The sequence below is a fragment of the Bartonella sp. HY406 genome (assembly GCF_025449315.1).
Lineage (GTDB): Bacteria > Pseudomonadota > Alphaproteobacteria > Rhizobiales > Rhizobiaceae > HY038.
Genome location: NZ_CP104893.1, coordinates 2,536,329 through 2,548,962, shown reverse-complemented (window position 1 = coordinate 2,548,962; position 12,634 = coordinate 2,536,329). Strand labels below are relative to the sequence as shown.

At 38.2% G+C, this 12,634-nt stretch carries 14 protein-coding genes and 1 pseudogene; 7 read left to right on the top strand and 8 right to left on the bottom strand.

Annotation, left to right across the window (positions count from 1 at the left end; all coding sequences use genetic code 11):
- Window positions 1-87: 87 nt before the first annotated feature.
- From N6B01_RS10825 to N6B01_RS10805, 5 genes and pseudogenes are all read left to right on the top strand, one after another.
- Window positions 88-730: pseudogene (locus N6B01_RS10825) on the top strand (IS1595 family transposase).
- Between the two features lie 48 nt (window positions 731-778).
- Window positions 779-1,405 (top strand): tetratricopeptide repeat protein, encoded by a 627-nt coding sequence (locus N6B01_RS10820; protein WP_262078728.1) that lies wholly within the window; start codon window positions 779-781, stop codon window positions 1,403-1,405.
- A gap of 196 nt (window positions 1,406-1,601) precedes the next feature.
- Complete coding sequence (locus N6B01_RS10815; RefSeq protein WP_262078727.1) at window positions 1,602-1,970, top strand: hypothetical protein; 369 nt, start codon at window positions 1,602-1,604, stop codon at window positions 1,968-1,970.
- 24 nt (window positions 1,971-1,994) lie between these two features.
- Window positions 1,995-2,303, top strand: coding sequence for a PAAR domain-containing protein (locus N6B01_RS10810; RefSeq protein WP_262078726.1), 309 nt, complete (start codon window positions 1,995-1,997; stop codon window positions 2,301-2,303).
- 15 nt (window positions 2,304-2,318) lie between these two features.
- Window positions 2,319-2,858: a hypothetical protein gene (locus tag N6B01_RS10805; protein WP_262078724.1), complete on the top strand. Its 540-nt coding sequence runs from the start codon at window positions 2,319-2,321 to the stop codon at window positions 2,856-2,858.
- A gap of 54 nt (window positions 2,859-2,912) precedes the next feature.
- On the opposite strand, the gene N6B01_RS10800 is transcribed toward N6B01_RS10805, so the two are convergent.
- From N6B01_RS10800 to N6B01_RS10790, 3 genes are all read right to left on the bottom strand, one after another.
- Complete coding sequence (locus N6B01_RS10800; RefSeq protein ID WP_262078723.1) at window positions 2,913-3,437, bottom strand: gamma-glutamylcyclotransferase; 525 nt, start codon at window positions 3,435-3,437, stop codon at window positions 2,913-2,915.
- A gap of 78 nt (window positions 3,438-3,515) precedes the next feature.
- Window positions 3,516-3,968, bottom strand: a complete 453-nt coding sequence (locus N6B01_RS10795; RefSeq protein ID WP_182417780.1) for a cyclic nucleotide-binding domain-containing protein — start codon at window positions 3,966-3,968, stop codon at window positions 3,516-3,518.
- A 520-nt stretch (window positions 3,969-4,488) separates the two neighbouring features.
- Entirely contained in the window at window positions 4,489-5,172 is a 684-nt protein-coding gene (locus N6B01_RS10790) for a response regulator transcription factor (RefSeq protein WP_182417779.1), read from the bottom strand.
- Window positions 5,173-5,281: 109 nt separating this feature from the next.
- Here N6B01_RS10790 and N6B01_RS10785 point away from each other — a divergent pair, with 109 nt between their 5' ends.
- Complete coding sequence (locus tag N6B01_RS10785; RefSeq protein ID WP_262078721.1) at window positions 5,282-5,836, top strand: L,D-transpeptidase family protein; 555 nt, start codon at window positions 5,282-5,284, stop codon at window positions 5,834-5,836.
- A 228-nt stretch (window positions 5,837-6,064) separates the two neighbouring features.
- Entirely contained in the window at window positions 6,065-7,735 is a 1,671-nt protein-coding gene (locus tag N6B01_RS10780) for a calcium-binding protein (protein WP_262078719.1), read from the top strand.
- A 442-nt stretch (window positions 7,736-8,177) separates the two neighbouring features.
- On the opposite strand, the gene phnN is transcribed toward N6B01_RS10780, so the two are convergent.
- The 5 genes from phnN to phnD form a co-directional block, all read right to left on the bottom strand.
- Complete coding sequence (gene phnN / locus N6B01_RS10775) at window positions 8,178-8,792, bottom strand: phosphonate metabolism protein/1,5-bisphosphokinase (PRPP-forming) PhnN (protein WP_262078717.1); 615 nt, start codon at window positions 8,790-8,792, stop codon at window positions 8,178-8,180.
- Window positions 8,785-9,930, bottom strand: coding sequence for an alpha-D-ribose 1-methylphosphonate 5-triphosphate diphosphatase (locus N6B01_RS10770; protein WP_262078716.1), 1,146 nt, complete (start codon window positions 9,928-9,930; stop codon window positions 8,785-8,787). Before N6B01_RS10770 ends, phnN begins: the two co-directional genes overlap by 8 nt.
- A gap of 112 nt (window positions 9,931-10,042) precedes the next feature.
- Entirely contained in the window at window positions 10,043-10,717 is a 675-nt protein-coding gene (locus N6B01_RS10765) for a DUF1045 domain-containing protein (protein WP_262078715.1), read from the bottom strand.
- The gene (gene phnE, locus N6B01_RS10760) at window positions 10,717-11,511 is read right to left on the bottom strand and encodes a phosphonate ABC transporter, permease protein PhnE (protein ID WP_262078714.1); all 795 of its coding nucleotides are present in this window, start codon (window positions 11,509-11,511) and stop codon (window positions 10,717-10,719) included. The genes N6B01_RS10765 and phnE overlap by 1 nt, the downstream gene beginning before the upstream one ends.
- Before the next feature lie 126 nt (window positions 11,512-11,637).
- A complete protein-coding gene (gene phnD / locus N6B01_RS10755) occupies window positions 11,638-12,630 on the bottom strand; it encodes a phosphonate ABC transporter substrate-binding protein (RefSeq protein WP_262078713.1) in 993 nt (330 codons plus the stop codon).
- Window positions 12,631-12,634: the final 4 nt, after the last annotated feature.

Genomic DNA, 12,634 nt, shown 5'->3' with positions numbered 1-12,634 from the left:
ATGCCGTGAATATTTTAGGTGCCAGCATAGATAGCTAAAAAAAGCTATTGGTGTCAAATGGATAAGTGACGGCGTGAATGTCGTCTTTTGCAAGTAAAACAAGTTGAACTCCTCAAGTATTTCTTTAGAGGTTCAGCGGTTTCTTCTGCCACCGCTTTAGCAGGTGTAAACAGGAGCACGGCTACGCTTTATTTCCACAAGCTGCAAGAGGAAATAGCCTTCCGCCTTAATCAAGAAACGCCTGAACTTATGTGCGGTGAAATTGAACTTGGTGAGAGTTATTTGGGTGCTGTGCGTGAAGGCAAAAGAAGATGTGAAATAGGTTGGAAAACACCCATATTCGAATTGTTAAAACGCAATGGAAAAGTTTATGCTTTTCCTATACCAAATGCCCGTACTGAAATGCTTTACCGATTATTAGGCAATCAATTAAGCCAGATTCCATTGTTTATCAAGATATGCTTTTGTGCCTATGATGTTCTTGATGTGACTGAGTTTTACCATGAGCGGGTCAAGCATTTAAAACCTTTGGGCAAAAGCCTTTGTGGATGAGCACAATCATATCAATGGGATCGAGAACTTCGGGAGCCAAGACAAGCGGCGGCATATGGGTCGCTTTAATGGCATCCCAAAAGAGCACTTTCACCTCTACTTAAAAGAGTGTGAATGGCGTTTTAACTATCATTCAACACAGAATTTGATTAAAGTATTGTTAAGTTGGATGAAATAATTATACTTAACCCTTATCTATGCTAGCCCCTAAATAAAAGGAAATTAAATGTATTTATCAAATAATAAAATAAAATTCCAAAGGAAGTATTTAATATTATTTATATTTATATTTATATTTATATCATTTTTTTACGTTTATAATAAATTTTATATTAATGAAAAAAGTATTGAACAATTGGTTTTGGAAGCTGAACAAGGGTTGCCCGAGGCTCAATTTAATTTGGGAATAGTATATTATAACGATGATAGTACCTCTCATCATTACAACAAAGCAATTGAATGGTTTACACTAGCTGCTAACCAAGGCCTACCAGAAGCTCAATTCAATTTAGGTATAATGTATTTACATGGTGAAGGAGTAGAAAAAAATTATAATGAAGCGTTTCGGTGGTTTACACTAGCAGCTAATCAAGGCCACATTGGAGCTCAATTCAATTTAGGCATAATGTATTCAGATGGCAAAGGCGTGAAACAAAATTACAGTGAAGCTATTAAATGGTATAAACTTGCTGCAGAGCAAGGCGATGTATACTCCCAATTTAATTTAGGATCATTATATGCAAGAGGTGAGGGGATTGCCCAGAACAACGCCGAAGCTATTAAGTGGTATAAGCTTGCCGCAGAGCAAGGGGATTCAAATGCTATTAGAGCATTAGAGTGGCTAGTCGATTAAACTTATTTTTACAAAAAATTGTTTGAGACACCTATATAAGAATAAATAGGGGTAATTATGACGGCAAGTGTTCGAAAAGGTAATATAGGTTCAGGTCATAGCTGCCATTATCCGCCAACTATTGCTACAAGTGGTAGTCCTGATGTGTTTATAAACGCTGGTGGGGTGCAATTGTAGGTGATTAGAAAGGTAAAAAATGAAAATTAAATATGCAATGATTTTAATGTTAGGATTTCTACTTGGTATTATCGCAGCGTTTTTTACAATATATATTGTAAAAACGCATAATAATAAAAAGACAGATGAAAATATCACATATTTGGAGAAGGAAAATACAAGCTATATAAGATATGGTGCGATGTTTTTAGTTATTGATATGAATGGTAAAAAAATTTATGAACAAGCACCTAATGAAGTTAATAAATTATATTCAGAAAAATTAATGAATGGATACATATATGTTATGAATTTTAAAGATCGATGTGCATATAATGATTCAGTAACAAGATATCTTGTAAAAATATATGGTGCGGGAAACTTTACTTGTTATGATATAATATATTAATACATATTTATATTAGAGGTTATTATGCCAGCAAGTATTCGAAAAGGTGATATTGGTTCAGGCCATAGTTGCCACTTTCCATCAACTGATGCCACGAGTGGTAGTCCTGATGTGTTTATAAATGATATTCCAGCCGTTCGGGTTGGGGATAGTTATGCTGCACATGGCTGTCCAACATGTCCTACGCCTGATCATCCTAGAAAACAAGCAGAAGGTTCGCCAATGATATTTATAAACGGTCGTCCTGCAGCGCGTATTGGCGATGCTATTGACTGCGGTGGAGTTTCGCAAACAGGGTCTCCTGATGTATTTTTTGATGATGGTGATGGGTGAGGTTAATAATCCATAATGCAACAATGGGACATTAATGATATCAATCCTCTCATTGATTTGGGTGATGGTTTTTCGGCTATTGATATCTGGTATGAAATTCATGCCAATGCGCAATTTTGGTTGAAAAATCGTCAAAAATCAGAAGATTGGCGAGAGCAAATAGCCGTATCATTACGTATGGCAGAAAAATTACAAATTCTTCCTGCCCAAAATTGGATTTCATTCAATCATGCTATTGGTTGGACAAAAGAGGCAACGACTGCTTTAACATGGTGTGAAAATGCAGTTTTGAAAGATATTTTCACGATATGGAACAAATTAGATTTTAAAGTTGCACCCCAGCCAAATTACGAATTTGCAGCCTTATTTACCAATCCAATAGTTTTGCCTGAAAATTGCTTATCAAAAATAATTGAATGTGGTGAGCATAATATTGGTTCCGTCTGCTTACTACTTGCTGCACGACCAGATTTGCCAGAAATTGATTTGCCAATAGATTTACAAAATCGCTTACCCCATGAAGTGATCAATATGCTAAAAGAACGCAGATATTAAACCTTGCAATCATGAGTTTTTATTTTGTTCAGATCTTAAAGTGGAACCAAGTTTTTATATGCTTGCTTTTAAAATTTGTGCAATCTTGGTAAGTTGGCGATCATGAATGCCCATTTTTTGTAAATGCTCAACGGTATTAAGGGCGTAATCGGCATTTTTACCGGCTATTCCTGCCGCCTTACTAATTAAATCAGCCATGCTTTGTAAATCAAGTTTTTCCGCATATTGTTCGTGTAAGGGATCAGCAACAAAAGCAAGACCATGATTATGACTGTTATCGTCAAAATATAAATTTAGATGTTTTTCTTTGTAAACGCCTGTTACTTGTTCGCGCTCGACGAGATAATCATAGGTTTTTTGAGCATGTTCTTTGGCAATTTTAAACCCAAGTCCAAGACAAGACCCACCTTTTTTAAGGCCAAGGACGAGACCAGGTTGCTCAACTGTGCCACGATAATGGGTAGAATAGATACAAAAACTGCGATGATAGCCATAAAGACGGCAAAGCTTTGCTTCTTCATAAGCAAAACCCGGATTCCACATGAGAGAGCCATAGCCAAATACCCAAAATGAATCCATGAATTTTTGACCTTATAGACTGCTGATTATCATGAAATTAAAAACTATAGTGACCTGCGCTGCTGTTAAATAAAGCCGTTATTCTTTTGTAATTTGTGTATTACTCAATCTTTCCACCATGTGATGGAAATCATTGCTTAAATGCTCAAAAAGTAGCTTAGCCGCCTGCGGATATTCATCAAGAATGCGCCTAAAAATACCACGGCTAACGCGCAAAGCTGTGCCATCGTCTGCCGCAACTGCACTAACGGAGCGTTTCATTTTGCAAATAAGACTAAGTTCACCAATCATCGAGCCTGGCATAACATTATGAACCAATATTGGCCCTTCATTGCCCATTTGATATAGGTCAATTTGACCTGACATAAGAATGAATGCGCTATCAGCTGGTTGATTTTCGCGAAATAATTCACGGCCAGCGCGAAACTGAACCCTCTCTGCCCCAAAGGCAACAAGGCGCAATTGCTCATCGGTAAAGCATTGAAAAAAGCCAAGCTGCTTTAAAATTAGCAATTCTTCTTCAACCGACATGGCCATTTACCAAATTCAAAAGAGTTCCTCTCCGATATAATATGCAAAAGCAATTAGGCAATAATCCTAACCCATAGTCAAAATTTTTCACCATATTTGCTATATAGCAATATTCAACCATGAATAGCTAATATTTAACTGCTAATAACTAAAAATAGTTTTAACATCACCGCATTTTATATCTTATGTGACATTTTATCAGAATTAATGTTTATTTTTATTTAACTACAATCTTTACGAGAATTTCCTTTCCAACTTAGCCAATAATGCACTCGTTATGATTATCACATAATTAACTAAAACCAATCTCGTTGGAGTTTAACTCCATCAATTATGCTTTTTGTAACGATTTCATATAGCACATATTTTGAATTTCGATGGTGATCCTATTTATTGAAAATATGCTAGTGATAAATGAGGCGCTTAATTGAAACAGAAATGAAATTCTCTTAATAGATTTTGCTATTTACGCCGCACTTTACTTTAAATAATATGAGGCGCAAATTAGCATTTTTTTTCATTAAGGTACTAAACGATATCCGCCGCTATCGGTTACCAAAAGCTGAGCATTCGAAGGGTCTTTTTCAATCTTTTGGCGCAAGCGATAAACATGGGTTTCAAGTGTATGAGTGGTAACACCTGAATTATAACCCCATACTTCTTCAAGCAAGGTATCGCGGCTAATGATTTTTTCGCCCGCCCGATAAAGATATTTAATGATAGCGGCTTCTTTTTCAGTTAAGCGAATTTTACCGCCTTTTTCATCAATGAGCAATTTTTGGCCTGGTTTGAAAATATAAGGACCTACTTGGAAGGTTGCATCCTCACTTTGTTCATGTTGGCGCAACTGCGCACGGATACGAGCAAGCAATACTGCAAAACGGAAAGGTTTTGTAACATAGTCATTAGCGCCAGCTTCAAGGCCAAGAATCGTATCAGAATCAGTATCGTGACCAGTTAGCATGATGATCGGTGCGCGAAACCCATTTTGGCGCATTTGTTTTACCGCTTCTCGGCCGTCAAGATCAGGTAAACCAACATCCATAATCACAAGATCAAGATCATCTTTTTTAGCGCGTTCTATCGCGGGCAAGGCTCTATCTTCTTGAAAAACGGTGAATTCTTCATGCATTTGCAATTGTTCAACCAAAATTCCACGTAGGTCATCATCATCATCAATAACTAAAATTGTACGACCGCTCATATGTCATTCCTTATCAAGGGCATTTATAGCCATTGTTACCTTATTATTTTATGATGTATTCTTCACATAAATACAGGTGCTTGCAAGTGTTGAAGTGGTGAAAATAGTGATGAAACAACGAAAATCTAATTTAAAACACCGTTTTTTGCACAATATTGATGTGCGCCCTAGCGCATTGGGTAAAAATAGGGCTATTTTACGCGCGGGCAAATTTAGTTTTCAATGTGCTATTGGCAAAAATGGAATAACCGCATTAAAGCGCGAGGGGGACGGAAAAACACCTATTGCAAAAATGCGGATTATATCGGGCTATCAAAAACCAACACGACGCATCAAACCAACATGCTTTGTGCCTATTAAAACAGTTGGAAAAAATGATGGTTGGTGTGATGCGGTTAATGACCGCAATTATAACCGGCCGGTAAAACTGCCTTATCCTGCAAGTTGTGAAACCATGCTGCGCCAAGATTGCCTTTATAATATTGGCTTTATTCTTGATTATAATCTTCGCCCACGCCGACAACATTGCGGTAGCGCAATCTTTTTCCATTTGGCACGACCTGATTATCGTGGCACCCAAGGTTGCATCGCACTGCGCGAGCGCGATATGCTGCGCCTTTTGCCATTTTTATCAACGAAAACAAGATTGAATATTTTGGGGTGACAATGTTAAAAAGGCAGTGACGACGTAACTATATGTAAATGTGCAATAAGTTAAGTGTCATGATATTGCTTTTTTAGAATAATTAAAATTTGAAATTTATTGATTTATATTATAAATAAGTTAAATATAATATAAATATATTTATTTGTGAATCGCTTATTTCTACTTGTAAAGTTAATTTATTTAATTATCGTATAATTATATTATTAATTATTAAAGGAGTGGAAGATGACTGTAATTTCAAAAAAATTATTTGATGCTGATGAAAATGCTTTGGAGCAAAGCAACCAAAATGCTTTAGCGCAGGTTTTGAGTTCAAGTACTACTGGCAGCCAACTCCACATTGTTGGTGATTTTGGCAATGGTAGTTATTTCACGGGCACTAACCTTGATGACACTGTTACTATTACAGGTAATTTGCTCGGTAGTACGCCACTCTGGAATAATAATGGATCAAATTTACTGACGATAAACTTACTAAACGGTAATGATACAGTTAATGTTAAAGGTGAAACTATCGTAGGGGAAAAAAATTCACTCAATATTTATGGTCAAGATGGTGATAAAAACATTATACTTGGAAACAAGGTGGAAAACATCGGGGGATATTTTGAAGTTGCTATGTTTGGTAGTGGTAATTATCAATTAGCAATAAAGGGTGGGTTGCATGCAGAAGGCGTTGATTCTTCGACTACAAATTCCTTTTCTTTTGGAAATGTGGGAGAGCATGGGTACAAGAGTGACATAGCGATTTCAGGTGATGTTGTTGCGCAAAATAATGGTTCCAATTTCATTTATATGGATTCTGATATTTCAAAGTTATTTATTGGTGGTGACCTTCGTGCTGAAGGCGGCAATAATCAATTTACTTTTTTGGGTGAAAAAACAGAATTTACACTTTTGGGCGCTCTTTATGCAACAGGTGCGTTTAACACCTTAGGTTTAGGGTCTCACCAAGGATATTTTACTCTTGGCTCAATACTCGCTGATAACGGTGACAATATGATTTCTATTGGCTACTCCCAGTATTTAAGTGGCGATGGTCCTTTTTATATGACTGTCAATGATAGTATCAGCGCAATTAATAATGGTAGCAACTATATTGATTTGGGCAGCCAAATTTCTCTGGAAGTGAACGGAGATATCGTAAGCCAAGGTAGTAATAATGGTAATCCTACATATGATACAGGAAACCGTTTTCAACTAAGTGATTTAGACGATAGTTTGACTTTCCTTGGTAACTTCTTTGCCAATAGTGGGGCTAATAATATTTTTGCTGGCGGCGGCAATGATGACCTTTATATCGAAGGCAATGTGCATGCAGAAAACATCGGCGGTCTTAACCTGTTTGATTTAGGATCAGGCAATGACATAATGACCTTAATTGGCAATGTTACTGCTGCTAATGGTGGTAAAAATAAAATTGATGCAGGTGCTGGCAACGACATTATTCATTTGAATGGGCATATTGATGCCGGAGCTTTACAAATTGATGGTGGCGAAGGTAATGATACGCTTATCTTGACCGCAAGCACATTAAGCCGTTTTGAAGCAAATTATAAAGATTGGTTGGTTGATCTATCCTCTTCTGGTTTGCTTGCTAGCAATATTGAAACCATTCGTTTGGATGTTCGCAATGTGCAGCCAAATAAAATTGGTTGGCTAACAGATTTGGTCAATCAGGCCAATGCTGATGGTGCAAACATTACCCTAGAAGATAAAAATGGTAATGTTATTACTGAGCCACAACTTGGCCTTGCTGCTGATAGCGGATCTGCGAATGCCTTTAGTATTATGGCTGATCAGCATAGCGCAGATAGTGCTTCAGCTCGCGATTTTGCCAATGACAATTATAATGCGGCTTTTGACCAACATGCACAAACAGCACTTATTGTTTAAAGAAAACCGTTATTTTTCGAACTAATTTGTATTTCGCCACTATTTTTAGTTAATGCATCTTTAGCTATACTTCGATCAATAGTTGATGTTTTTAATAAAAAATGCTGGCGAAATGCGCTTATTATAGTGGAATTTCGCACCGCATTTCGCTGCGCGAGCGTGACATGCTCGCGCCTTTTGCTATTTTTATTGCAAAAACCTCTCAATTTTAGCAAAATGGTATGTGGAAATTTGCAAAAAAACTAAAGATTAAATATAAGAAGAAGCGTCAATAAAGATCAATATTGTTTGAGGCTCTTCAACATGGTGTTTGTAAGATTTTTTTATCTGAAAGGGCACAAAGCGTTTTAATCCACGATGTTGTAAAGCTTAGACAAGTATATTACCCATTTTTGCTTTTCTGCTCGTATCTTTTACGGTTTATTGTGCTATGTCATTTAAATTAATAGGTCCTGCCCCTACAATTAGTTTGCAAAAGGCATAAAATTTTTTGCAACTGCGCCGCACCATGTTGAGGTGCGAAAGAATTGTCAATTGGGTAGACCAATATATTGCTTGGCAATGCAAAGGGCAGGCTTGCTCGCAATAGACGCTGCTCAATGTCTTGGTTACTTTCGCGACCACGATTTTTTAATCTCTGTCGTAAAATGTCTCTTTGGGCGGTAATCTCAATAATTGCAAAGTTTTTAAATTTATCTGCGCACTGATTGAGTGTTTTGCGAGAAATATTGGCAATAACAGTTTTGCCTTGAGTAAGGTCATCAATAAGCTGCTGCGGTAAGCCATAATAAAGCCCATGGGCTTGCCAGTTTAAACAAAAGGCACCATTATTTTGTGCGTGCAAAAAGCCTTCAATTGATAAAGTATCGTGGTCTTCACCTTGCGCTTGGCGGGTTACCACACGCTTTGCAAATACAAAGCGTGGATCATTTTTGAAACTTTCTTGCACAAGGGCAAGTAGCGTATCTTTACCCGCGCCACTTGGCCCAATAATTGCGACAAAAAAACCAAGATCAGGCACATAGGTTGAATTTTCAAAGGTCTGGTTATCAGGCAACTCGTTGTCCCTCTCGCCATACACCATTGATAATTGGCATATGTTGATGCTTGCGTACCCGCAATAGGTCAGCGCGTCGCCCTTGTTGCAATATGCCACGATCATATAGGCCTGCTGCTGTGGCGGGGTTTGCGCTCACATAGCGCATCGCAGTTGCAAGATCATTATCATTATCACCTGCAATAGCAAAAACTGAATGCAATAGGCTAAAAGGCACATAATCGGATGATAAAATATCAAGGCAGCCATGCTCTAATAAGTAGGAGGCTGATATATTGCCCGAATGAGATTTGCCACGCACAATATTAGGTGCCCCCATTAGTACATGTAGACCGTTTTTGTGGGCATGGATAGCTGCGTCAAGGGTGGTTGGAAATTCTGAAACCGCAACGCCAAGCGCTAACCCTTCGCTTACATGATCGGTGGTTGCATCATCATGGCTCGCAAGGATAATACTTTTTTCTTTCGCTTTTTGGGCAATGGTCAAGCGATTGTCACGAGAATATTGTGCTGATTGCTTAACGCGGCGTGCAGCATATTCTTCAAAAACACTATCAGAAATACCATATTTGCCTTGATAATAGATTTTATACGCCTCAATTGTTGCAAATTGCCTTTGCCCTGGGGCATGATCCATTAGTGAAGCAAGGCGTATCTGGCTATTATCAGCTACTTGGTCAAAAATATCGACTGTATCAGGCAGTGACACTTCACAGCGTAAATGGATAAAATGTTCAGCTTTTAACAAATTTTCTTTATCCGCATAGGCGATTGTATCAGCTAAATCTTTTAATTCTGCAATGGAGGATGTAGCTACACCGCGCAGTTCTTCGTTGCCAACACGCAGGCTATCAAAAACAGTAGTAATGCCGGCACCGCAAATTTGCATATCATGGGCATGAAGAGCACTTAAAGTGTTCCAACGCACTTTTGGTCGCGGATGAAGATGGCCTTCAATATTATCGGTGTGAAGTTCAATAAGACCAGGGACAAGATAGTCGCCGCCAACATCTGTACCTGTCGTAATTTTACCCTGATCTATATTGGCAATTTTACCATCTTTTATTTGTAAACTGCCAAAAATAACTTCATTTTCTAAAACAATTTTGGCGTTTTTAAATACCTGTTCATAAGGCATTATATATCTCCGCAATTAAAGCATTTTGGCAAAACGGTGCAGCAGTTTTGCGTAAAATGCGCAAAATAAATATGATAATAAGGTCATTGACTAAGTTTCATGGGGATAGGCGTTAGGTTTTGGCAAGCTTGAAGTAACTATGGCAATAAAAACTGCTTTGCCGCTCTCGCTCGATAAAAAGCGCTAATCCGTCAAAATCAAGATCCTTGCCTAAAAACTCATAAAAATAAGTGTTTAACTGTTCTTCCACTTCATCTTGGATTTGGTGCTCAACAGGCCCTGTTAGGGTCATGTGAAAGCGGAAATCTTCAAAGATATAAGGATAACCATAGGCGGTAAGATTGTCTTTTTGCCTGTCGCTTAAGCTTTGTGGATTGCGCCTTTTTATATCTTCATCGCTTAGTGATGCGCGGTAAATTTCAAATTGTTTTACAGTACGCGCTTCAATATTAAATAATTCATCGGGGCAAAATTCGGGAACCAGTGCAAAAAAAGAACCTAGTTTCCCAATTTTGATATTGGGCAGCTTAAAAGATTTATTGATTGCACAAAAATCCATCAATGCTTTTGCTACATCATCGATCCCATAGCTCACATCAAGTTCAAAAGGCGCCTTAATCGTTGCATGAAAGCCATAACGTGCTGGGCTTTTTATAAGCGTTAAATCTTTGTTATTAGGGCTAGATATCGTATTTGCACTGTTAAATGCATCGCGCCCCAACCAACTTACAGCTTTTTTTGTTATTGGATGATTTTTATCGGGGGTAAAATAAATAGCGGCTCGCATTAAATAAACAGCTTTCGTAATTGTTGGGAAATAATATCCATAATAACAACGGTTACAATAACGATTAATAATATTGCGGATGATTGCGAGTAAGAAAAACCGCGAATGGATTCAAACATGATTTGTCCAATACCACCTGCACCAATAATGCCAAGTACGGTTGCCGAGCGAATATTGGATTCTAGCCGATAGAGTGAAAAGGAAATCCAAAGCGGTAAAACCTGCGGAATAACTCCATAAATTACTTGCTGTATCGGTGTTCCACCTGCAACCTTGATAGCTTCGACAGGACGTGGATCAATCGCTTCAACCGCCTCAGAAAAGAGTTTGGCAAGCACGCCCAAAGTATGAACAAAAAGTGCCATGACACCAGCAAATGGCCCTAGACCAACAGCAACCACAAAAAGAACCGCAAAAACAACTTCATGAATAGCGCGGCATAGATCCATCAAACGTCTTACAGGCTGCAAAATATAGGTAGGCACCATATTGGCTGATGAGAGAATGCCTAAAGGAATAGCAAAGACAACAGCAAGAAATGTACCCCAAATTGCAATATTGACTGTGACTAGCATTTCAGTCAAGTAATAATGCCATTCGGTGAAATCGGGATGTAAAAAACCTGCAGCATATTCAGCCATATTGCCGGCATGGGTAAAAAGCTGTGGCCATAAATACATTTCGGCAGGGGTCCAGCTCCATGCAAGAATGATAATAATGATGCTTGGAAAAATCCAGTGCTTCCATCCACTCTTATTATTTAATGTCTGATAGCGTTCAGCCGCTGTTGTCATGTCTTTGAACCTATTGATTGGGTAAATCAAAAGCCATCATGGCTAGATGATAATCTAGCCATGAAATGCTTTGCATTTTATAATAATGAAACAGTGTGCAGGATGAGCCAGTTGTCCCCTAAGCTTTTATTTTTTTGTGTTGGCTGCAAGCTTTGCTTCAAAATCAGCCTTTTCAGCATTTAATGCATCTAGCTGCTTTTTTTTCTCTGCTGTATCAAGCTTATCATCATTTTCAAGCTTACTTATCTTCTGGCCAATTTCCATCAAGCGGATTGGCAATAGTTGATCATTGCTAGAAGCGCGAAATGGCCCCCAAGTTAAGCCTTTTAGAACAGCTTTTTCTTCTTCAATATTGCCAGTTGATTGATCTGTACCATAGGTGAGGAAAAATTCTCTAATCTTTGTTTTGGTTTCCTCGGGAAGATCGGTACGCCAAACAATTGGATCACCGGGAATAAGTGGTGAACGCCAAATTTCGCGTAATTTTGCATAAGCATCTGGATTGTTTTTCTTGATACGATCCATGTTTTCTGTGTTGTTTGCTGCTACATCAACCTGTTTGTTGGCAACCGCCAAAGCATTGGTTTCATGATTGGCATTGCGCACGGTTTTGAAGCAATTTTTAGGATCAATGCCATTGGCTGCAAAAAGAAAAGTCATCGGTACAAGATAGCCCGATGTTGAGTTTGGATCACCAATACCGAAATTCAAAGTCTTGTCGCATTTTAAAACATCTTCAACGGTTTTAATTGGCGAGTCTTTTTCAACAATTAATACACCCCAATAACCCGGACTGCCATCAACAGCCATAGCTTGCACTATTACTTCACCTTTGGCGCGGTCAACTGCTTCCATGGCCGATTTATTGCCATACCATGCAATATCAACCTTACCAAAACGCATGCCTTCAATAATACCAGCATAGTCAGATGCAAAAAATGGTTTTACTTCAAAGCCAGTTTTCTTTTTCATATCGGCAAGGAATGGATCCCAAGCAGTTTTCAAATGAGATTGTGATTCTGTTGAAATAATGCCGAAATTGAGGGTTTGTGCAAAAGATACAGTTGCAACTGTTGCCATTGCTATACCAAGCGCAAAGCTTTTGAGAAGCTTTTTCATCAAT

Coding starts and splice junctions, on each gene's coding strand:
- N6B01_RS10820 (WP_262078728.1), top strand. CDS start 779: ATGTATTTATCAAATAATAAAATAAAATTCCAAAGGAAGTATTTAATA.
- N6B01_RS10815 (WP_262078727.1), top strand. CDS start 1,602: ATGAAAATTAAATATGCAATGATTTTAATGTTAGGATTTCTACTTGGT.
- N6B01_RS10810 (WP_262078726.1), top strand. CDS start 1,995: ATGCCAGCAAGTATTCGAAAAGGTGATATTGGTTCAGGCCATAGTTGC.
- N6B01_RS10805 (WP_262078724.1), top strand. CDS start 2,319: ATGCAACAATGGGACATTAATGATATCAATCCTCTCATTGATTTGGGT.
- N6B01_RS10800 (WP_262078723.1), bottom strand. CDS start 3,437: ATGGATTCATTTTGGGTATTTGGCTATGGCTCTCTCATGTGGAATCCG.
- N6B01_RS10795 (WP_182417780.1), bottom strand. CDS start 3,968: ATGTCGGTTGAAGAAGAATTGCTAATTTTAAAGCAGCTTGGCTTTTTT.
- N6B01_RS10790 (WP_182417779.1), bottom strand. CDS start 5,172: ATGAGCGGTCGTACAATTTTAGTTATTGATGATGATGATGACCTACGT.
- N6B01_RS10785 (WP_262078721.1), top strand. CDS start 5,282: ATGAAACAACGAAAATCTAATTTAAAACACCGTTTTTTGCACAATATT.
- N6B01_RS10780 (WP_262078719.1), top strand. CDS start 6,065: ATGACTGTAATTTCAAAAAAATTATTTGATGCTGATGAAAATGCTTTG.
- N6B01_RS10770 (WP_262078716.1), bottom strand. CDS start 9,930: ATGCCTTATGAACAGGTATTTAAAAACGCCAAAATTGTTTTAGAAAAT.
- N6B01_RS10765 (WP_262078715.1), bottom strand. CDS start 10,717: ATGCGAGCCGCTATTTATTTTACCCCCGATAAAAATCATCCAATAACA.
- phnE (WP_262078714.1), bottom strand. CDS start 11,511: ATGACAACAGCGGCTGAACGCTATCAGACATTAAATAATAAGAGTGGA.
- phnD (WP_262078713.1), bottom strand. CDS start 12,630: ATGAAAAAGCTTCTCAAAAGCTTTGCGCTTGGTATAGCAATGGCAACA.